This is a genomic window from Paenibacillus sp. NPDC058177, assembly GCF_042883835.1.
GTDB lineage: Bacteria > Bacillota > Bacilli > Paenibacillales > Paenibacillaceae > Paenibacillus_AQ > Paenibacillus_AQ agri.
Genome location: NZ_JBHVVB010000008.1, coordinates 208180 through 229015, shown reverse-complemented (window position 1 = coordinate 229015; position 20836 = coordinate 208180). Strand labels below are relative to the sequence as shown.

The 20836-nt window shown below is 52.5% G+C and carries 12 protein-coding genes and 1 riboswitch; of the genes, 11 read left to right on the top strand and 1 reads right to left on the bottom strand.

Annotation, left to right across the window (positions count from 1 at the left end; genetic code table 11):
* The first annotated feature begins 2 nt into the window (after positions 1 to 2).
* From ACFVU8_RS25750 to ACFVU8_RS25700, 11 genes are all read left to right on the top strand, one after another.
* Positions 3 to 2387 carry a transcription initiation factor TFIID gene (locus ACFVU8_RS25750; protein WP_387431124.1) on the top strand — a complete coding sequence of 795 codons (2385 nt, stop codon included), beginning with the start codon at positions 3 to 5 and terminating at the stop codon, positions 2385 to 2387.
* 83 nt (positions 2388 to 2470) lie between these two features.
* Entirely contained in the window at positions 2471 to 3745 is a 1275-nt protein-coding gene (locus ACFVU8_RS25745; protein WP_379467321.1) for a vWA domain-containing protein, read from the top strand.
* 24 nt (positions 3746 to 3769) lie between these two features.
* Complete coding sequence (locus tag ACFVU8_RS25740) at positions 3770 to 4405, top strand: beta-mannanase (protein ID WP_387431122.1); 636 nt, start codon at positions 3770 to 3772, stop codon at positions 4403 to 4405.
* Positions 4406 to 4511: 106 nt separating this feature from the next.
* Positions 4512 to 5774 carry a TRAFAC clade GTPase domain-containing protein gene (locus ACFVU8_RS25735; RefSeq protein ID WP_379467319.1) on the top strand — a complete coding sequence of 421 codons (1263 nt, stop codon included), beginning with the start codon at positions 4512 to 4514 and terminating at the stop codon, positions 5772 to 5774.
* Complete coding sequence (locus ACFVU8_RS25730; protein ID WP_387431120.1) at positions 5771 to 8815, top strand: GAP1-N2 domain-containing protein; 3045 nt, start codon at positions 5771 to 5773, stop codon at positions 8813 to 8815. Before ACFVU8_RS25735 ends, ACFVU8_RS25730 begins: the two co-directional genes overlap by 4 nt.
* 168 nt (positions 8816 to 8983) lie before the next feature.
* A riboswitch (cobalamin riboswitch) is annotated at positions 8984 to 9183 on the top strand.
* Positions 9184 to 9353: 170 nt separating this feature from the next.
* Positions 9354 to 13967, top strand: coding sequence for an S-layer homology domain-containing protein (locus ACFVU8_RS25725; protein ID WP_387431118.1), 4614 nt, complete (start codon positions 9354 to 9356; stop codon positions 13965 to 13967).
* 183 nt (positions 13968 to 14150) lie between these two features.
* Positions 14151 to 15218 carry a DUF4430 domain-containing protein gene (locus tag ACFVU8_RS25720; RefSeq protein ID WP_387431116.1) on the top strand — a complete coding sequence of 356 codons (1068 nt, stop codon included), beginning with the start codon at positions 14151 to 14153 and terminating at the stop codon, positions 15216 to 15218.
* Complete coding sequence (locus tag ACFVU8_RS25715) at positions 15215 to 16159, top strand: energy-coupling factor transporter transmembrane component T (protein WP_387431114.1); 945 nt, start codon at positions 15215 to 15217, stop codon at positions 16157 to 16159. Before ACFVU8_RS25720 ends, ACFVU8_RS25715 begins: the two co-directional genes overlap by 4 nt.
* On the top strand, positions 16075 to 17811 hold the full coding sequence (locus ACFVU8_RS25710) for an ABC transporter ATP-binding protein (RefSeq protein WP_387431112.1): 1737 nt from the start codon (positions 16075 to 16077) through the stop codon (positions 17809 to 17811). The genes ACFVU8_RS25715 and ACFVU8_RS25710 overlap by 85 nt, the downstream gene beginning before the upstream one ends.
* Positions 17784 to 18473, top strand: coding sequence for an ECF transporter S component (locus tag ACFVU8_RS25705; RefSeq protein ID WP_175373852.1), 690 nt, complete (start codon positions 17784 to 17786; stop codon positions 18471 to 18473). Before ACFVU8_RS25710 ends, ACFVU8_RS25705 begins: the two co-directional genes overlap by 28 nt.
* Positions 18474 to 18620: 147 nt before the next feature.
* Positions 18621 to 20330, top strand: a complete 1710-nt coding sequence (locus ACFVU8_RS25700) for a methyl-accepting chemotaxis protein (protein ID WP_387431109.1) — start codon at positions 18621 to 18623, stop codon at positions 20328 to 20330.
* A gap of 212 nt (positions 20331 to 20542) precedes the next feature.
* Here the strand turns inward: ACFVU8_RS25700 and qoxD are convergent, their stop codons facing one another.
* Positions 20543 to 20836 (bottom strand): cytochrome aa3 quinol oxidase subunit IV, encoded by a 294-nt coding sequence (qoxD, locus tag ACFVU8_RS25695; RefSeq protein ID WP_175373854.1) that lies wholly within the window; start codon positions 20834 to 20836, stop codon positions 20543 to 20545.

The window sequence follows — 20836 nt, the reverse complement described above, 5'->3', positions numbered from 1 at the left end:
CTATGATTAAATCACTCGCATTATCTTATGGAGAACAATACGCGCAGCAGGAGGAAGCGCTGCGCAGCAAGGGGGATGGACGCAGCAGTATCCATTACCCCGCCCTGTTTTTGTTTGTAGGTGACAAGATTGCCCCGGCCATTGCTCCGGTGCTGGACAGCTGCGAACGCAAATGGGATAACGCCGGAGGCGTTATGGCTATGCACGCATTGCCTGAAGGTGTAAGCCCAGTGGAGTACGGAGCCGGTGGGAGCGCTCGGGTTATGCCCTTGACCCTGCCCTCGGCAGCAGGACATGATCCACGTACCGTCCGGGCAGATATTTACCGCGTCTTCCAGGAGGACAGCCGCTATTTGGCGGAGATGAACCGATCCTTGCGGCGGATCAGCAACAGCATAGCGGATTACGGGCGGCTGTATTCTTCGTTTGACGTTATCCATCTTTCTATCATTACGCGGGTCGATGACCCGCTTAATGTGTTCTTGCCGGAGATTATGCTGCTGGCCCGCGCGGTGCTGGGCCAATCGTTCAAATCGGTGCAGACCGACTTGTACGCCCTGATCAACGAACGGGAGCAGGGCGACAACTTCGGGTATTCCAGCTCGGTCGGGCTGGCCTTTATGCGGGAGCTGGATGGAATGCAGATGCCGGACTACACGTTCCGTGCGCCGCTGCTTGTGACTGAAGATGGGCTATCCATTCCGGTGAGCCACGGTCCTTCTCAACTGTTTGATCTGGTCTACCTGCTGTCCGACAAGAATGAGCGGGGCATGATGTCTACAGGCGGTATGCAGGACAATTACGAGATCATCTCCCACATCAGTCTGCTGAAGAACCGGGTTCGTCCTACATCCGACGAAGCCAGCGGACATGGCGGCTATAACAATATGACGTTTAAAAGCGGCATCCGGGGCAGCTCCGGCCGGCAGGGCTATGCTACGGCAGGTTTCTCTGGCGTAAGAAGGCCTAACATGCAGATTGCCCTGGCGGTCCTGTATCATGGCTTCCGGCGGCTGGCGGCGAATATGCGTGAAGGCAGTACACCTGGCGTTCGTGAGCGGCAGGCCCTGTTCGGACTTGGCGCCGATACCCTGCGTGAGCGCTCCTCGCTGCTTCTGCCGGATGAAGCAGGGCTGCAGGAGATGACGGGACTGATGAGTCACGGTCGTCCATCTTACAACGAATTGAAATATTTGTCGTTGCGGGAGGCTGAGGAGTTGTTGTTCGGCAGCGGCGGAAGCGACTATTTCCGCAGCAATTTCACTGCCGCTGCTGCAGGGCGGCTGGAGTCGATAGAACCGCTGCGGGAATGGCGGCCGCTTCTGGCTGCGCAGGAAGAGGCTGTTCCGGCGGTGACCTTCTATCAGCTGGCAGAGTGGACGGCCGACCGCGACGATGCTGGCAGCTTGCTGTACGGGCTGCGCCAACATATGGCCGGTCTCCGGTCAGTACTGGCGAATGCCAAGGCTGAACTTGAGCAGCTCTATAGTGACACTGTGGAGCGCCAGCCATTCCAACGTGTGCCGCTGTTCGACAAGCGTACGGTACGCAACTTTATCCAGTATCTTTTTACAGTCGTCTATGGCAAAAGATATGAACTGCTACAGCTTGAAACTGAGCTTGGTCTATGCCGGCGGTTGGAAGCTGCACTGGAACGGATTCATACGGAGAGTATCGCCCGCGTAAAAATCATGAAGACGCTTGAGGAAGAACTGCGTGGCATTGCCCAGGACAGCATCCAGCGGACACGCGATGACATCGGTCAGAACATCATGGAGTACTATGGTGTGGTTACCGAAGAGGTGATGAAGGAGATCGAGACCCGGCGTGGTCCCGGCGTCTTCTTCAGTGAACGGTATCTGGGCAGTCTGTCGCAGCTGCTGGACCAGGGTCAGGAGGCGGTTGTAGAACGCCTGATCGAGATCTGCCGGCGGGAGCTGCTGGCGGCTGAAGCCTTCGCACTTTCCTTTGAAGAGGAGCTGCTCCGGCGGGCTAATGTGGCTGTCGCTTATGACAACAAGCAGGTGTTGTCTAAGGAAGAGCTGTTCAAGCGGCTCTACCGCAGCCTGGAAGATGGGGCCATTGTCAATGTGCGGCTGTTCGAATATACGCAGGAGCATCGGCATGAGGAGAAATATTTCTTCGGCGACAGCACCTCCGAATTTCTGCGTTACGTCAATGGTGTGGATGAGACGACCCGGATCTACCGGCTGGGCTTCGTGCATGAGCAGCGCAGAAGCGGGGTGGAGAAGCTCAACCTTATGGGCGGCTTCCATCTGGAGGATCTGCTGTATTACCGGAATGGCCGCGTATACTACGAGACTTACGTTCAGAACGGCTACAAGCTGCATGCCATCGAAGAGGAACATCTTCCTGAGCTGCGTTAAGGATGCATGCGTTAGGCAAGGAAGAGAAAAGAACAGTTTCAAAACAGGTTTCACTTATGTTCCACCGGAAAGGATGAATGAACATGCAGCGTAAAATTAATATGCTCCTGCTCTTCTTCGCATTGATCGGGGGGGCCGTAGCTTTTCTGATCGGGGAATGGCTGCTGGGCCGCTGGCTCACAGACCTGCCATCCATCGTGCTTGTCGGCATTTACTTCGCGATCGTAGCGCTGGGAGTAGGCGTAGGCTGCCTGATCGCCGAGATTATCTCCCCGAGACTGAACGGCGCTTCTTGGAAGCAGCGGTACTTGGGATTATCCTGGAAGCTGTTGCCCCTGACACTGGTGCTGGCTTTTGGTGTCGGCGCAGTGACGGAGTTCGTGTATGAGCTAAACTTTGGCGGCATCAGACCGGTTAAAGATGTGGTCATGGCCATCGACGACTCCGGTAGTATGAATCAAAGCGACCCTGACAACCGCCGCTATTCGGCTGCTCAGAGTCTTGTCATGCGGATGGATAAGGATAATCAGGTGGCGGTGTTGACCTTCAATGGAGAGGTGTCCATTGCCCAACCGCTGACATCTCTTTCGAATTCGAAGAACCGGGAGAAGGTGTCGGCGGCTATCCTGAATCTCAAGACTACGGATGGCGGAACGAATATCAGTGGTGCGCTGCACGAGGCGCTGAATGTCATTAACAGCGACAGCAGAAGTGATCGTGGCTCCATGGTCATTCTACTGTCGGACGGCTTCAGCCAGATGGATACGGCCCGGGAGCTGCAGGATTATGTGGATCGGGGTATTGCAGTCAATACGATCGGGCTGGGCATAGAGGACCCGTCTGGTCCGGCGCTGTTGCAGGAGATCGCCCGCGTGACCGGAGGCCAGTATTATGATGTGACCGACGCCGGACGTCTCGGCGATGTATTCCAGCAGATCTATGACCGACTTGGCGACCGGACGCTTCTGACCGTGCGCAGCGACGCTACGGAGAACAGCCCTTATTATGCGGCGGTCCGGATCCTTGCACTGCTGCTAATCGGGGCTACACTTGGCTTGGGACTGGGTATCGTGTTCGACAACCGCCACCTGGCCAAAAGTTTCGGCATCGGCGGCGCCGTATCCGGTCTGCTAGCCGGGTTGATTCTGGAATACGGCCTTGGCGGCCACACCTTCAGCGATGCACTCATCCGGCTTCTGGCTGTGCTGGTTCTGGCTGCGATCATCGGGGTGTTCACCGGAGTCATTCCGGTTGGTGAAGGCCGATTGACTCGCAGAGGCACGAGAGCAGCTGCGGCGGGAACAGCATCGGGCAGTTTCGAGCGGCCGCGCAGGAATCGGGGAAGCAAAGGATTCTAGATGAAGCGGAAAGGAGCTATTGTCATGAGGTTTGCTGATGCAGATTCATCCACACCCCTGATCACAGAGATCACTACACAGGTGGAGGATCGGTTCTGCACGCTGAGATGGCGCTGGCCGGATGGTGTGCAGGCCGTATGCATTCATAAAGGCCCTGCAGATGAGCCTGTGGCCAGAGACATTCCGCCCAGCGGAATGAAGCTCTATACACGTGAAGAATACAAGTCAAACAACGGTTATCGTGACCGGCTTGATGATATCGGATTGGTCGCGTACACCGTCTACGTCCGTCATACGGAGAACGGCGGGACTGTGCTGGTGCAGCAGCGGGACGAAGCCAACCGCGTGCTTGTCAGTGCGGGCAAGGCGCGGATCTATTACTCTATTGTTCAGAAAAAAGGGTTGTTCGCCAAACAAAAGACCGTACATATGTCGATTACGGCAGAAGTCCCGGTAGCGAGAGATGTACTATGTTATGTTAAGAAACGCGGCGGCCCTCCTGCGGGCAAGGAGGATGGCATCCGGTTTCCGTTCGTCCAGGATTTTGCACCCGGACGTAACCAGCTTCCGCCGATTGAGATCGGCAAGGATGATTTTGTACGCATCTTTTTCACCGATGGACGGAAGTATGGGCTTGTCTATGAACTGGTGCCGGAGTAAGGCGCTCTGCGTCAGGAACAAGGGGATTTACAACACTTCACGCAGTCCAGGTGACCAGTGTGAACGAAACGGGCTTTACTGCGTAAAGCTTTAAGGAGGATAAAAGATGTCTTTTTTTAGCCGCTTTATGAAAAAGAATCAGTCGCAGCCGCGGCCGCTCTATTACGATATCGTATGTCCCTTCTGCTTCACCAAGTTTGCGCCGGAGGACGTGGTCTTTCGGGCTATGCATAGCCGGGAGGACGATGAGAATTACGCGCTTGGCGAGGATGATGCGCTGAATAAATACCGTGAACGCTTTGGACTGGACACCGTGGACGACATCGAGGCTATTATTCGTCCGGCCGATATCCCAGAGGAGTATCATCATTACACAGATAATGTACTTACCGGTCTGACGGACCGTTATGGAGTACTTACACGCAGACGGCTATGCCCGTCCTGCCATAATGAGCTTCCGGTCACAGCCGGCAAGGTGCCAAGCAATATCATCTCTATTATCGGCGCTTCCCAAGTAGGGAAGTCGGTGTACATGACGGCATTGATTCATACGCTCCAGCACACCACTGCCGGGCATTTTGATGCTGCCTGTATGCCGCTGAATGCCGAGATCAGCCGCAAGTTCCGTACGCTCTATGAAGAGCCGCTGTTTGAACGCGGGGATCTGCTGGCTTCGACACAGAAGGAAAAGATGCAGGAGCCTTTCATCTTCCAGTTTGTCTTCAAGGATGAGAACAAACCGCCGCTGACGCTGGTCTTCTTCGATGTCGCGGGTGAAGGTATGGTCGACCAGGATTATCTGGGTCTGCATGGCCAGCATATCAAGAATTCTGCGGGTATCCTGTTTATGGTTGATCCGCTGCAAATTCGATCGGTACGCGAGAAGATCCGCATCAACATAGGCGACCGTCCGGGCGAATGGGTCTCGCAATATGATGAGCCACGCGATGTTGTTCTGACCATGTTTGGCGATTTTATTGCTTATCAGGAGAAGAGCAAGACGGACATTCCTACCGCAATCGTTCTGGCGAAGAGCGACATGCTCCATTCCTTAAAAGATGAAGATGGCGATTACATCAAGTCGAACAGTAACGTATTCAATAACTATGTGCACCGCAAAACGCTGAATCTGGACGAATTCCATAACATCGACGGGGAAATTCGCCGGTTTATTGGCAAGGTGGACCGTCCGTTCAAGGATACGATGGATGTGTATTTCTCCAACACTGCTTATTTTGCCGTATCCGCACTCGGCAGCAATCCCGTGAATCAGAAGATTGAAGGGGTTGTCAGCCCGATTCGGGTGGACGAGCCGTTCATCTGGCTGCTCCACAAGCTGAATTACATTGAGGGGAGCGACGGCCCGTGAAGAATCATTCAGGGGCGATGATCACTCAGCAGATGTACACCCGGGAGCGGCGCGGGATTTTTCGCTCCACAGAAGGGTTCGATACGGTAGCGAAGTCGGAGGGGCTGGACGGCGGCTTTGTCAAAAAAATTCTTCATCCCTTCTGTCTCTATGATGCCCCATCGGAGCTGACGGCGCGCGGGGAGAAGGACGAGGCGTCCTACCCTTCAGCGCTGCACCTGTTCCATACAGAGAACGGGGAGACCGTCATCGGGAACAGCCGCTATCAGTCGGCAGATTTCACGGGTCAGCGGAGCGCTTTTTTCGCCCATAACTTTGTTGTTCCTGCTGCTCGTGCAGAAGAGATTGTGGAGCATTATGGGGATTGGCTGCATGCGGATTTTGCGGAGAGCTACACAGGTGAGCTTGGTGGTACGTTGCCAGAGCTGTCTACTATCCCGGTGGCGGGCAGAACTCAGGTTGACCCTGGGACAGTGCTGTCTTCCTTGAATATTGGGGAGAGCTTGTTCAAGTCACTGCTGCAGGCGGTAATGATTTCCGTGGCCGGCAAGAAGAAGATCTATATAGCGCTGGATGTGCCTATTGGAGAGTTGTCGGGACGGGCAGCAGAGCTGACCGAGGTTATTTTCGGCGCACTACCCCATGAGTTCCGTCGCAGACTGGGTGTTATTACGTATGCCAATGAGCCGAAGAGCCGCAAATATATTCATTTGACCTTTGTAGAAAAAGGTTCACTTCGTCCCGGCGATCGCAATGTGGAGAAGGATTTTACGTTCGATCTGGTCTCTGGGCGCAGTACTAATGCTGAATTCGGGGATTCGCGGCAGCAGTACGCCGATCTGGCCTGGAAGATTACGAGCAGCGGCGGCAGCATGAATGATTTCGGTCATTTTGCCGACCGGATGCTGGACGGGGAAAGCTTGGAACGCAAGCTATCGCTCGGGCTCTATAATGAACTGGCTGTATTTTACGAGATTGAACAAGGTAATGAAAGCTTGTATGAACAGAACAAGTACGCGGTTCTTGGCGGATTGCTGGATTACCTCAAAGGGTCTGGCGCACTGGAGTCACGAGTCCGGTTGAACGATATTTTTCTGGAACGATTTGACCGGGAATTTGATCAGATCAGACAAGGAGGTCTTCTGATCCCTGCGTTGATGGAGAGCTTCAAGGCTTACTATGTGCTGCCGGGACATAATTACAGGGGCCGTATCGTCGATTATTTCATTAACGGGATGCTGAACAACAGCAACCAAGGACGAGAGGACGACCTAAAGGCAGCGTATGCCATTATCGAGAGTGAAGAAGAACTGAGTGCGGCCTTTTTCAAAAAAGTGCTGGGTCAGCCGATCTTCCGCCGGAAGCTTTTGGAGCCGTATTTGGAGAACCGTCTGGCTGCCGCCGCATCAGCAGCGGATATTGCTGGCTTTGTACTCTATTGGGGACGCACGCTGCCTGAGGTGCTTCAGCAGACCTTTATTGAGGACAAGACAAAGGATTATTTATTGGAAAAGCTTCAGCGTGAAGCCAATCCTGTTGCCGCTGCAGCCGGGATTCATGAGCGTGTGGAGAAAGCTGAGAAGGACCGGCGGCGCAGCGGTGGTATCCAGCCTGAAGCGCTTGAACTTCTGCGCGGATTGGCTGCGGCCGCTGACCGTTTTGTGCTGAACCGTCTGTCTCTGGCAGAACTAACGAAGGAGCAGCTGCTGGATATTGCTTTCCTGCGTTATCCCAAGGGGGCTGCCAAATGGTATCCGCCGCTGGATCAAATCAGCAAGCAGAAGGAGAACGCCCTGCGGGCTGCCTACCGCTGGTTCGGGGAAGAGAAGCCGGATGAGGGAATCTTTGACGGACTGACTCCGAAGGAGCTGGATGATGTGCAGCTTCTTGGACGGCGCTGGCTGAAGGAGTCAAGGTCCGCTGAACCTTTCGACCGGCTGCCGCTGGGCTTTTATTATAGCAGTCACCGTGAGGGCGGACCGCTGGATTACGAAGTGCTGCTGGAAATGGTTAACGAGAAGGCAGGTTCGGATAAAGAAACCGTCTACCGCTTCCTGGCTTGGACACAAGGCAATCCATTGTTTGTAGTCTCGAACAAGAAGCTGCAGCCGGGGTACCGCCGGGCCATTCTGAAATATTTCAATAGCTATGACCGGGAAGCTTTCAAGAATCGCGAATTCCGCAAAACCTATCTTGCAGCCGCACGACCTGCTCTGCAAACTGTATATGATGAAGCCCGCTCCCAATTGGCTTCACCGCTGGCGCGGTGGGTCAGCCGCAGCCGATTTCAAATCCTGATCTCGGGGCTCGCAATCGGAATTGTCCTGGTTATTGCAATTATAGCGTTTAGCATGCTGCGGCCCGACGGGAAAGAGAGCACGCTGCCGGAGGCCAGTCCGCAGCCAAGTCCCAACCAAACGGCTGGTACCGGTCTGCCGCCGGTCATGGCCTATCTGCTGGCACCTGACGGAGAGCAGGTGGAGGGTAGCAAGCTGCAGTTTATTTTCCCTACTGCTGCTGATTGCGATAGTTTCAAGCCGGCTGAGATTAGTGTGCTCAATACCGATGAAACCAAGACTACGTATAAAGTAACAGCTACGACCAGTACGTGCGCATTACCATCATCGGATCTAGGAGATTCTTCCGAAGAAGAGAATTCTGATGGGGGCAATGTAGCCGGAAACGCTGCTGGAACGGCAACGGATGCTCCTTCGCATTCATCTGCCAATGCCAAGGATGCAGTGACTGATCAAGCTAATAATGCTGTGAATCAGAAAGATCAGGCATCTTCAACGATTGATCCTGCTGCTTCACCTTCGCCTGCGCCAGAGGATGGACAGATAGATCAGAAAGAGGGCCCATATCAGGTAACCCTTGAGCTAGAGTCTGGGGCTGTGCTGGTGCCGGGCGACACAATTGAGGCTGGGGACTATAAGCTGAAGTTGTCCGAGAAGGCTCCGGTACAAAGTTCTGGTGAGTCTCCGGCAAAGGACGACACAAGCCCTGATCCAACGGCTACAGCAAAACCGAAAAAGAAATAATAATTGCTACTCCTGAACAGCTGCAGAGTTATGACTTGGACAAGTTATGGCTCTGCAGCATTCAGGAGCTTTTTCGCTGTGAAAATGGGCCAATACCGATTCCGGCAGTTTTTCTATGGACATACCGGGGGATTATAGCTATCATTAGGAATATTAAAATTTAATAGTAGTATACTTAATGGAGAAGGTGCAGACTCAGATGGTCTGGGTTTGCTTAAAAGGGAAGTCCGGTTCAAAATCCGGCGCGGTCCCGCCACTGTAGATGCGGAGCGACTTTTCAAAGGCCACTGTTCCTATAAAGGAGTCGGGAAGGCGGAAAGAAGCGATGAGGCATGAGCCAGGAAACCTGCCTTTTTCAAGGTGTTCCCATGCCTTCGGGGGGTGAGGCCGGGAACCAGTTGCAGATGGATGTGCTCCGGGAAAGAAATTCCCGTACGTCTGCCCTCAAGCCAAGTTTGTTCTGACCGCCCTTTATGTAGGGCGGTTTTTATGTTGTTTGTTTTCCAGCATAAACCAAAATTATAAAGAAAAGAGGTTCATGATGAAAAGAATGTTATCATCCCGGGCGCTTGCGCTTGGACTGGCGTTAGTGCTGGTCATCTCCATTCTTGGCTCTTCGCTGATACCGGCAGGACAAGCCTTCGCCGAAGCACAGCAAAGCCTTACTGATCAAGGAGCTACAGAAACTAGCGTGACAGACGCCACCTACGGCGCAGCGACGTTTACTGCTGCTGCACAAGAACAAGAAACCGTAGATGTTCAACAGGCGATTACAGACGCTATAAAGTATGTTCAGACTAAAGGAGTTACAACGGATTGGATCGCAATTAGCTATGGGCGTCTCGGGTTAAAGATACCGGATAGTTATACTGCGAGTCTTGAGAAGAGCGTGAAGAGTGCTATGACTGCTTCTTCCCCTCCTTATGTAACTACGTATGCCCGGTTGGCTCTTGCTGTTACGGCAATCGGTCGTGATGCAACCAACTTCGGCGGCTATAATCTTATTGAGCCGATTTATAATAGCAAGGATGTAGCGGCTCAAGGTATAAATGGCCCTATATATGCATTGCTAGCTATAACAGCCGGACAATATAATGTGCCTGACGATGCAGTCTGGAGCAAGGAACGGATTGCGAATAATCTCATCTCGAAACAAGATCCGTCGGGTGTATTCTCGGCTTTTGGTTCCAATGCAGATATAACAGGGATGGCGTTACAGTCTCTCTACACTTACAATGGCTTTCCTGAAGTAGAGACCGCAGGCCAGCGTGCCGTAGATTGGCTGTCCAAGAATCAGAACAAGGACGGCGGCTATGACAGCCGTTGGGGTGTGAGCAGTGAGGCTAACTCACAGGCTATTCTTGGCTTGACTACTGCTGGTATTGACCCGACAGGGCCGGAGTTCACTAAGGGACAAAATAACCTTATCACCAACCTGTTAGCTTACCAAATGCCTGATGGCGGTTTCCGTCATGCTATGTCTGGAAAATCTGATAACCTTGCTACTGAACAGGCACTGCAAGCACTTATCTCGTATCAGTTATTCCTTAAAGGGGAAAAGTACTATAGCTTAAAGCAACCGGCTTCTCAGAAACCAGCCGTTCAGGCTTCAATTAGAATTGAAGGCCCTGAAGGAACGATCACTAGCGGGGCTGTGGAAGCACCAACGGCGCTTAAGGCCTTGGTAGAGATCACTAAGGCCAATAATATACCGCTGGATATACAAAACGGCAAACTTAATGGCATTAACGGAATTTCGCAGCAGCAGTACGGTGCCTCTGACGGCTGGAAATATGCTGTTCAACAAGACGGGCACTGGAGAGTGTCGGATGTAGATGCTGCTGATTATGCTCTTAATGCAGGACAACAAGTTCTATTTTTCTATGGCGATGCTGATACAGGTCTGAATAATCATGTAAATGTATTGCCGGCCATCCCTGCTCCAGGAGAAGGCTTTACGATTCAGGTCTATAATGATGTGGTAGATTGGAACACGACACCGTCCAAGACCGTTAGCAAGCCTGCCCCAGGGGTAAAGGTAACCATTGGGGATCATGCGGTTACAACAGATAGTGAGGGGAAAGCCAGTTTTGCTGGCCTGCCTGCAGGCACTTATGACGTGGAGCTTACAGGTTACCGTCAAGGTGCAGCACCGAGTGTGTTACCAACCCAATCACAGTTTAGCGTAGCAGCACAAGCTCATGCTTCTATAGCCATTGAAGGTCCGGAAGGTCCTTTGGCTTCTGGCACGGTAGATGCAACGAGTCCGCTTCAGGCTTTGAGAAAACTGGCGCAAACCAATAATATCTCTCTGGACGTTACGAACAGCTACATGGGAGAGTACGTCTCTGCGATTAAAGAAATAGAAGCGGGGAAATACGGTGGCTGGGATGGTTGGTTCTATGCTGTGAAGAAAGATGGAGGCTGGACCCTTCCGAATGTCGGGGCAGCGGATTACTTACTTCAGAGCGGAGAACAGATATTATTCTATTATGGTGATTTCGGAGTCACTTCCCTTATTGATTCCATCCAGGCGGAGCCAAAGCAGCCTGTTTCCGGACAGCCATTCACTATTTTGGTAAAGAAGATTGTCGATGACTGGAACACAGGAGGCAGTCTGATCCTGCCGGCTGAGGGTGTTCAGGTTACGATTAAAGGTGAAACAGTAACCACCAATAATGATGGCAAAGCGACCTTTGTTTCCGGTAAGACTGCCGGTGATTATGAAGTTGAAGTTACGGGTTACCAAAAAAATGCTGCTCCAACAGTGGTTAGAACGGTAAGCACAATATCCGTTGCTAAGGATAACGGCACTTCAACACCAACGCCTACACCTGCAAAATCGCAGGTCACCTTCTTGGTGGAAGGCGATGCCATTCGCGGTACGATTGTTCCGAGCACAACAGTCAATTTGAACCCGGGTGATACGCCTTATACCTTACTGGTTCGTCAGTTGGGAGGTAAGGTGGTTGCTACCGGTTCCGGCACGAGTTTATATGTTAGATCAATTGATGGCTTGGCAGAGTTCGACCGAGGTGAGAAAAGCGGTTGGATGTACTCGGTCAATGGGGTATTCCCGAACTACAGTGCAGGTGCCTATACTACGCTTGCAGATGGGGATACGGTTGCCTGGCGCTATACAACAAATCTTGGAGTCGATCTGGGTGAGCCATCCTTTGAAACCGATCCGAAGGGACCAACCACCGGTACTCCAGGAACGGGCACTGCGGTTGTCATCAGCCCGGATAATACTCTGCCGCTTAACAAGGTAGGACAGACCACAACCGTTAGCAATGCTAATGAAAAAATGACCGCTGCACAGGCAGCGGAACTGAAGCAGACTTTGGCAGCTAATACAGTATCCTTGTCGCAGGCGATTCCAGTCGGATCAGCAGCGACATTGAAGGACACTGCCGGAGAAGTGCAGTTAAGTATTCCGGCTGGCGCAGTGTCCAGTGGTGTTACGATTAATGTAAAAGAAATCTCCTCCAGCCGTTCCGAACTGGTATCCGGACTGTATGAATTTACACCGGACGGCACGAAGTTCGCGAAGCCGGTGGATCTGGCAATTAAAGTACCTATCACTACGGAACATCTGGATAATTTGACTATGGCTTGGCTGAACAAGACTACTAATGAATGGATTCCGGTTCCGACTACGGTAGATGCGAAGACTGGCATTGTTACAGGAAAAGTTAGTCACTTTACCGACTATGCAGTTATTGACCGCAGTCTATGGGAGCCACAGCAAGATCAGATTAAGAAAGATATCGCCGGGGCTGTAAAATACATTACATCCGCAGAAACAATCAGCGATTGGCAGGCCATCGGTTTGGCGCGTTCTGGCAACACTGTACCTGCTTCATACCTGAGCGGCCTGAAAGCTCAGCTGGCTGAGGCTAAAGGCGAGTTCCGCAAAGTGACCGATTATGAACGGATTGCGTTGGCTGCAGCGGCTGTGGGCAGCGATCCGCAAAGCATCAGCGGCTACAATCTTATCGAGAAAATCTACAATAATGCTAATATGATTGCTCAAGGCAGTAACGGTGTGATCTTTGCCTTGACTGCACTGGACAGTGGCGCTTACGCTGTACCTGCAAATGCGCAGTGGACACGTGAACGCTTGGTAGATTGGCTTCTGAAGCAACAAACGAAGGAAGGCGGCTTCCCGTTGTCGGTTGGCGGTGCTGCTGACATTGATATTACTGCTATGGCCGTAACGGCCCTGTCTAATTACAAGGATCAAGCGCTCGTAAAAGCGGCCATCGACAAAGCACTCGGCTGGCTCTCCTCTCAGCAGTTGGAGAACGGCGGTTACAAGTCGTACGGCGCTGAGAACAGCGAAAGCGTGTCACAGGTGATGATTGCCCTGACGTCTGTAGGCACAGGCCTTAACGATCCGCGCTTTGTGAAAGCTAAAGGTGGTCTGCTGAGCAATCTGGCGACGTTCAAACAAGGTGACGGCGGTTATGCACATGCTTTGAGTGACAAGACCAGCAATAGCATTGCGACAGAACAGGCGTTACTAGCACTGGCAGCTTACGACCGTTTCTTGAATGATAAGGACAAATTGTATAGCTTCTCCGCTGCACCGGTGGTTACGACTCCGGTTCCAGGCGTGACCTTTGCCGATGAAGGACAAATCTCAGCCTGGGCTCTGAAATCGGTGCATACTGCGTATGACAACAAATTGATGCAGGGAGTAAGTGCTGACAGTCTTGTATTTGCGCCAAAAGCAAAAATTACACGGGCGCAGTTTGCAGCATTGTTGCTCCGATTGACAGGCAACCAGCCTGCAAATGCTTCCTCAGTTTCGGTATTCAGCGATGTACAACCAGGGGCTTGGTACTACGGGGATGTTATCAAGGCGAAGGAGCTTGGCATCATTGATGGTGTCAGCAAGACAACATTCAATCCGAACGGCACTATAACCCGTCAGGATATGGCTGTGATGATTGCCAGAGCCTTCAAGCTTGAAGCTCCGGTGAATAAGCCAAGCTTCAAAGACGAAGTGAGCATCAGCATGTATGCACTAGGATCTGTGCAGTCTGTGTCTGAATTGGGATACATGACTGGCTTTGGCGGATCGTTTGACCCCTCCGCACCAGTAACCAGAGAAATGGCGGCGGTGGTTGCGGTAAGACTGCCTTAGGATCTTTCGGGTGTGTCTGAAAAAATATTTTGAATCATATAGTGAAAAGGATGGAACGGGGGAGAAGTTAGTGCCCTCGTTCTTTTCCCTTTTCTAATCCAATTTTGTACATCACTTGCAAGTAGCAGGTGCCGCTCTGATAGAGCGGCGAAACTGCGTTATTCTATGGAGGTGCTCAGGTTCATGTCCAACCATTCCAAGCGTTGGCTTGCTTTTGTAGCTGCGCTGCTGACCGCAGTGCTGCTGGTCGCTGGATGCTCATCCGGGGACCAGCAAGTCTCGGGGTCCAATCAAGCCTCACATGTAAATGACAAAGATAGCAAGAATAGTGAAGCTGCTAAGAGCGGCAACACCAGTGACAGTGCTAATGATAGTGACGCTGGAAGCAGTAATGCTGGCGGCGACGCGGCAAATACTGACGGCAGCAGTGCGGGTGACGCTGCGAATACTGGCGGCGCTGACGGCACCGGTGTGGGTAACGCCGCGAATACTAGCGGCGCTCCAAGCAGCGCTGCCGCAGGGGAGGCCGCCGGCTCCGCAGTCGCCGGCGAAGACAACGCTGCTGCGGCTGGTGGCCCGCAGCAGACCCCGCCGCCGGCAGCCGATGCTACGCCGGCTGGCGGCAAAGCGTCGCCGGCCCCTTCGGCGGCGACGTCAGAGCAAGGCGCTGCGCTTGCCGCAGCAGCGCCCGTAACCTCGCCGCCGGCGAAGGCCACGGCGGCTCCAACCAAACCCGCTGCAAGCGTAGCGCCAGCAGCGGGGTCCACAGCTTCGCCGAAGCCATCGGCGAAGCCTGCAGCGACCGCCGTAGCCACAGCGCCGGCGGCAACAGCCAAGCCGACCACTAAGCCGTCGGCTACGGCTAAACCGGCTACTGTAGCGCCGGTGGCGAAGTCGGATGCAGCAGCTACGGCCACGATTTCCATTGTGGGCGATAAGGAGCTGGGGACGATTTTATCCCCGGTAGCTATGGAAGTAGAGAAGGGCGATACCGTGCTGGACCTGTTGAAGCGGATTACGCGTAAGAACAAGGTACAGATGGAATACCGCGGAACGAAAGCTTTTGCCTACGTGGAAGGTATCGACAACCTGTATGAATTTGATCGAGGCTCAGAAAGTGGCTGGATGTACCGGGTGAACGGAGTGTTCCCGGATAAAAGCGCGGGAATCTATGATGTGAAGCCTGGCGATGTGATCGATTGGCTGTACACACTTAATCTGGGTAAGGACTTGGGAGCCCAGTTTCCATGAGTAGCGGCTTCCGCTCCATGCACCCTACTGTAGCGATTGTGTATTATGCCGGGTTAGTGCTGTTCGCAGCGCTGTTGTTTCATCCTGTATATTTGATGACAGAACTGATTGGTGTGCTAGGTTTATTGCTGCTGCAAGGGCAGGGGAAGACCCTGCTGCGCGGATTGCCTTTTTACCTGCTGATGGCCGGGTCGGTGTCCGTACTTAATCCTTTTTTCTCACATCGAGGTTCCAATATTCTGTTCTACTTCATGGACCAGCCAGTTACGCTGGAAGCGATTCTGTACGGACTGATGATGATGCTGGTGCTCCTGACGATCCTTATTGTGTTTGTGTCTTACAACTACACAGTAACGACGGACAAATTCATGTATCTATTCTCTTCCGTGGCTCCAAAAAGCGCCCTGCTGACCTTGATGTCGATCCGGTTTGTGCCTTTGTTTCAACGGCGGCTCCGCCAGATTACTGAGATTCAGCGAACAAGAGGGATTGACACTGGAAAAGGCAGTGTGCGCAAAAGAATGAAGGACGGGATGACGCTGCTGAAGGTGCTTCTAACCTGGTCGCTGGAGGAAGCGCTGCAAACGGCTGATTCCATGAAAGCTCGCGGCTATGGGGTAAGCAAACGCAGCAGTTACGCTAATTATAAGATGGACCGGCAGGATATTTTCGTCCTGGTAATGCTAGTAGTTAGTGGCCTGATTCCACTGCTAGGCTGGCTGCAAGGTTATGGCACGATGCAGATTTATCCGCGGCTGAAGCCGCTGGAATACACCTGGCAGGAAGCGGTTGTATACGCAAGCTTTTGCCTGTTTGTACTGATCCCGTTAGGGCTGGAAGGAAAGGAGAAATGGATATGGAGATCATCACAGCGGAACGGCTATCCTTCCGCTATCCCGATGAAGCCCGGGACTCGCTTCATGAGCTTTCGTTCACGGTAAGGGAGGGCGAGTTCGTGGTGCTATGCGGTCCCTCAGGTTGTGGAAAGACCACGCTGCTACGCCACCTGAAGCGTGAATTGAATCCGGTGGGGACCGGCAGCGGTACCGTGTATTATCGGGGGCTACCGCTGGGGGAATGGTCACCAGAGATAGCTGCTGCCGAGATCGGGATGGTATTTCAGAACCCGGAGGCTCAGATCGTGATGGATACGGTCTGGCATGAGCTGGCCTTCTCTATGGAGAATCTGGGTTATCCGCTTCCGGTAATGCGCAGCAGACTGGCGGAAATCGCCGGGCTGTTCGGATTGGAGCCGCTGCTGTACAAGCCGGTGCATGAGCTTTCCGGTGGGCAAAAGCAGCTGCTGAATCTGGCCTCTGTTCTGGTTCTCCAGCCGAAGGTGCTGCTACTGGACGAGCCGACCTCACAGCTAGATCCGATTGCCGCCCGTGAGTTCATCCAAATGCTGCGTCGCCTGAACGAGGAGATGTCTGTGACAGTGATTATTAGCGAGCATCGTCTGGAGGAGGTTCTTCCACTGGCGGATCGTGTACTGATGCTGGAGGATGGCAAGCTTAAAGCCGAAGGTACAGCGCGTGAAATTTCTGTAAAGCTTGGCGGAGGAACTGCTTCCCCGTCTGATCTGGCGTATCTTCCTGCTGCGACAAGGGTATATCTCGGTTTGACTGCTGAAGCGGCCTTAGAAGGCGCTAATTCCATCCCTCTGACCGTTCGTGAGGGCAAGCAATGGCTGCAAAGAGAATGGCGTACTGATCGTGAAGGAGAAGGTGCCCGTCCGTCTGCAGAACATCATTCAGCGGCCATAGAGGCTGGTGGTAGCCAGCGTTCATCCATCCCATCAGGTAGACCTTCAGGGGAATCCGCCTTAGCGGAAGAGATATTAAAGGCCAGAGAGATCACCTTCCGCTATGAGAAGGAAGGACCGGAGGTGCTGAAGAAGCTGTCTTTGAGTCTTTTCCGGGGTGAGCTTCTGGCTATATTGGGCGGTAACGGTGCGGGTAAGTCTACACTGCTTCATCTCCTGAATGGGCTGGCGAAACCGCAACGGGGACGTATAGATCTGGCCAAAGGCAGTTCTACGGGATATCTCGCCCAGAACCCGCTGTTATACTTTAGCCAGGATACGGCGCGGGAGGAACTGCGGCAGATGGCTGAGTACGGCGGCCTAAGCGCTACGGAGGCCCAGGAGGAAATCGATGGGCTACTGGACATCTTTGAGCTTGGAGAGCTGCTGGAACGTCATCCCCATGATCTCAGCGGAGGTCAGCAGCAGAAGCTGGCTCTGGCGATGGTGCTGCTCTTGAGACCGGATATCCTGTTGCTGGATGAGCCGACCAAGGGACTGGATCCCGCGGCTAAAGAGAAGCTGGCGAGTCTGCTGCTTCACCTGCGGGAGCTGGGTAAGAGCATCATCGTCGTTACCCATGATGTGGAGTTTGCGGCTAGCTATGCGACCCGCTGTGCGCTGCTTTTTGATGGCGGGATTACGGCAGAAGGCCCGCCGGAGCGCTTTTTCAGCGCTAATTATTTCTATACGACGGCAGTGAATCGCATGGTGCGGGACTGGTTGCCGCAAGCCTTAACGGTAGAGGAGGTGACCCGGCAATGGCCCGCTTTCGTTTCCCGGTCCTGATCGCCCTGGCCGTATTTATTGTTGCCTTGGCCCTGACAGCAGCGCTCAAGGACAGTCATTATATTCTGCTAAGTCTGGTTCTGCTGGGGGCCGCGCTGTTCCCGCTTTTTGCAGGGTTGGAACGCCGGCCGATTGAATCACGGGAGCTGGTGCTGCTCGCTGTACTGTCAGCGGTAGCAGCGGTCAGCCGCATTCCCTTTGCCGCGTTGCCCAGTGTTAAGCCGGTATCGGCCATCGTAATACTTTCTGCCTATGTCTTCGGTGCAGAAGCGGGGTTTATCATCGGTGCTGTAGCAGCGCTGGTCTCCAATATCTACTTTGGCCAGGGTCCCTGGACACCTTGGCAGATGTTCTGTTGGGGGATGATCGGCCTGACGGCAGGCTGGCTGCGGGGAACCTGGTGGATGCGCAAAAGGACAGGGATGCTTATCTTCGGCTTTGTCTGGGGCTTCCTGTTTGGCTGGATTATGAACATTTGGTATTTGATCAGTCTGCCGGATGCGTTTAGCTGGAAGCTGGTCGTGTCGGCATATATCGCGAGCTTTTACTTTGACCTTGCCCATGCGGTGTCTAATGTAGTTTTCCTGTCGCTGCTCGCCGGGGGCTGGATCAAAGTGCTGGAGCGTTTTCGTAAAAAATATGGATTATTGCAAAAGGAGTGAACTACTATTAGTTCCTCCTTTTTTGCTGCAGACACCAACCGACAACTAATATTTAAATTCGACAAATTATTCAAATATAACATCAAGAATTTGACGGTTTTCGCCGATAATTAGGATAGTTAGTCACCAAGAAGGCGGGATGGGATAATGAGAAATTTGAAAGTGAAACAAAAAATGACATTGCTAATGATCCTTGTCATTGGCATGCAGATTGCCGTAGGTATTCTGGGGATCATTACCACGGATCGGATGGCAGAACGCTCCGAAGAAACCTATGATGAGAATTTGATACCGATCTCAATCGTCACCCAACTCCGTGGGAATTCACGGGCGATTGATTCCTTTCTTCTGGAGAATATGCTTACAGAAGTAAACGGAAAGAGTAAGGAACTGTCAGACAGTATCCAAGCTACGATGAAAACGAATAATGAGCTTTTTGCTGAACTCAAGACTGTAACTTTTAGCAATGAAGAAATCACAGCTAAAATGAATGAGTATTCTGCTCTGCTTCCAGACTACCGGAGTCAGCGGGAGAACATTCTTCATCTCGGCGACAATAACCTGAATGCCGAAGCCTACCGTTTGTTCAACGGGAAGGAGTTTAGTGAATCCCGGCAGCGAATGATTTCGATACTGAATGATATGGTAGATTTGCTGCTTAAAGAAGCCGAAGCTCACAAAACTTCTACATCAGTAAATGCAAGCAATTTTAAACTGCTGAATGGTATCCTAATTGCGAGTATTATGTTGATCAGCGTTGTGCTTAGTGTAATTATTACTCGCTTGATTACTGTGCCGCTCAAACAGCTTCAAGGGTTAATGAAGCGGGCGGAAGAAGGCGACCTGACAGCGACGGCTGTATATGATTCCAAAGACGAGATCGGTATTATCAGCCGCTCCTTCAACAGTATGGTGGGCAGCCTGAGAAGGATGATGCAATCCGTTTCGGAGAGTGCCGAGATGCTATCTGCTTCTTCCGAAGAGATGAGTGCCAGCGCCGCACAGACGGCTCATGCCTCACAGATGATTGCCGAAACTTCAAGTGAGATTGCCATCGGATTTGATGAGCAGGTTAGCAGTATTACCCGTACCGCGCAATCTGTGCAGTCCATGGCAGAGGATATTTCAGCGGTAGAGCGCAGCAGCTATGAGATGGCATCGCTCATGGATGTCGCTGCCGGCTCGACAGACCGCGGCGCGGAAGCAGTAGCTGAAATTATCGATCAGATGGTTCAGATTGATACCAGTGTGGCGGAGAGCCAGGAGATCGTTACCAATCTTGGACGTCTGTCCGAGGAAATCAGCACCATTATTACAACAATCAACGCTATTTCCAGTCAGACCAACCTGTTGTCACTCAATGCTTCTATCGAGGCAGCCAGAGCCGGCGAGCATGGCCGGGGCTTCGCAGTTGTCGCCGGAGAAATCCGGAAGTTGTCGGAAGCAACTGGTAGCAGTTCTCTTAGGATCACGGATATCATTACACACATTCAGCAACAGACCGAGCTGGCAATAAAGTCTATGGCGCAAGGGTCCTTGATTGTATCGCACGGTGTAAGCCAGAGCAAGCTGGTTTCCGGGGCCTTTGACGAGATTCAAAGCTCTATAAAGGATGCTGCTTCGCAGACGCAGGAGATCAGGGAATCGATTGGGCATATCTCTAGGGAGTCCCAAGGCGTTACGGAATCTATGGAGCAGGTGAATACCATCTCGCAAAAAGGGGCTGGGGGCATTCAGGAGACAAGCGCAGCCAGTCAGGAACAGCTGTCAGCGATGGAGGAGATGTCGGCCTCGGCCCAGTACCTGGCGACCTTGGCAGAGGATCTGCAGAAGAGTCTGGCGAGCTTTAAGTTATAAGTCAAAAGCCATAAAGGTTATAGAGTATAAGCTCATATAAGAATAATTGGTGCAAGAGATATTTAAAGCCGTGATTCTCCACAAAGGGGAATCACGGCTTTTTGTTTATCTTTATCCTATACCAAACAAAAGGAGTGTCCCAGAAGCCATTCACGGCCTGTGGGACACTCCTTGTTAACTATCAAACTATACCGCAATTCCTTCTGAAGGAATTAAGCGTACCAGCCCCATACGAAGATGAATAAGGTTCCGAAGATCGTTACCAGGCCGACAAACAAGGCATAGGCGATATTGAGATAAAGTTCTTTCTTGGTATCTGCCGACTCCCCAATGTGCATGAACAGGAAGAGCTGCAGGGATGCTTGAATGATCGCCGTAACGGCCAGAATTACCAAGTTTGCTGCTCTGGACAGATCCAGGTAAATCACAGCCAGCGCTGCGGCAGAAAGGACGAGAGAGGCGATATAACCCAGCACATGGCGAATTGGAAACAGTTGCTTCATCAT

What these genes read in the sequence shown, in the direction of transcription:
- ACFVU8_RS25750 (WP_387431124.1), top strand. Translation starts at nt 3, where the DNA reads ATGATTAAATCACTCGCATTATCTTATGGAGAACAATACGCGCAGCAG.
- ACFVU8_RS25745 (WP_379467321.1), top strand. Translation starts at nt 2,471, where the DNA reads ATGCAGCGTAAAATTAATATGCTCCTGCTCTTCTTCGCATTGATCGGG.
- ACFVU8_RS25740 (WP_387431122.1), top strand. Translation starts at nt 3,770, where the DNA reads ATGAGGTTTGCTGATGCAGATTCATCCACACCCCTGATCACAGAGATC.
- ACFVU8_RS25735 (WP_379467319.1), top strand. Translation starts at nt 4,512, where the DNA reads ATGTCTTTTTTTAGCCGCTTTATGAAAAAGAATCAGTCGCAGCCGCGG.
- ACFVU8_RS25725 (WP_387431118.1), top strand. Translation starts at nt 9,354, where the DNA reads ATGATGAAAAGAATGTTATCATCCCGGGCGCTTGCGCTTGGACTGGCG.
- ACFVU8_RS25720 (WP_387431116.1), top strand. Translation starts at nt 14,151, where the DNA reads ATGTCCAACCATTCCAAGCGTTGGCTTGCTTTTGTAGCTGCGCTGCTG.
- ACFVU8_RS25715 (WP_387431114.1), top strand. Translation starts at nt 15,215, where the DNA reads ATGAGTAGCGGCTTCCGCTCCATGCACCCTACTGTAGCGATTGTGTAT.
- ACFVU8_RS25710 (WP_387431112.1), top strand. Translation starts at nt 16,075, where the DNA reads ATGGAGATCATCACAGCGGAACGGCTATCCTTCCGCTATCCCGATGAA.
- ACFVU8_RS25705 (WP_175373852.1), top strand. Translation starts at nt 17,784, where the DNA reads ATGGCCCGCTTTCGTTTCCCGGTCCTGATCGCCCTGGCCGTATTTATT.
- ACFVU8_RS25700 (WP_387431109.1), top strand. Translation starts at nt 18,621, where the DNA reads ATGAGAAATTTGAAAGTGAAACAAAAAATGACATTGCTAATGATCCTT.
- qoxD (WP_175373854.1), bottom strand. Translation starts at nt 20,836, where the DNA reads ATGATGAAGCAACTGTTTCCAATTCGCCATGTGCTGGGTTATATCGCC.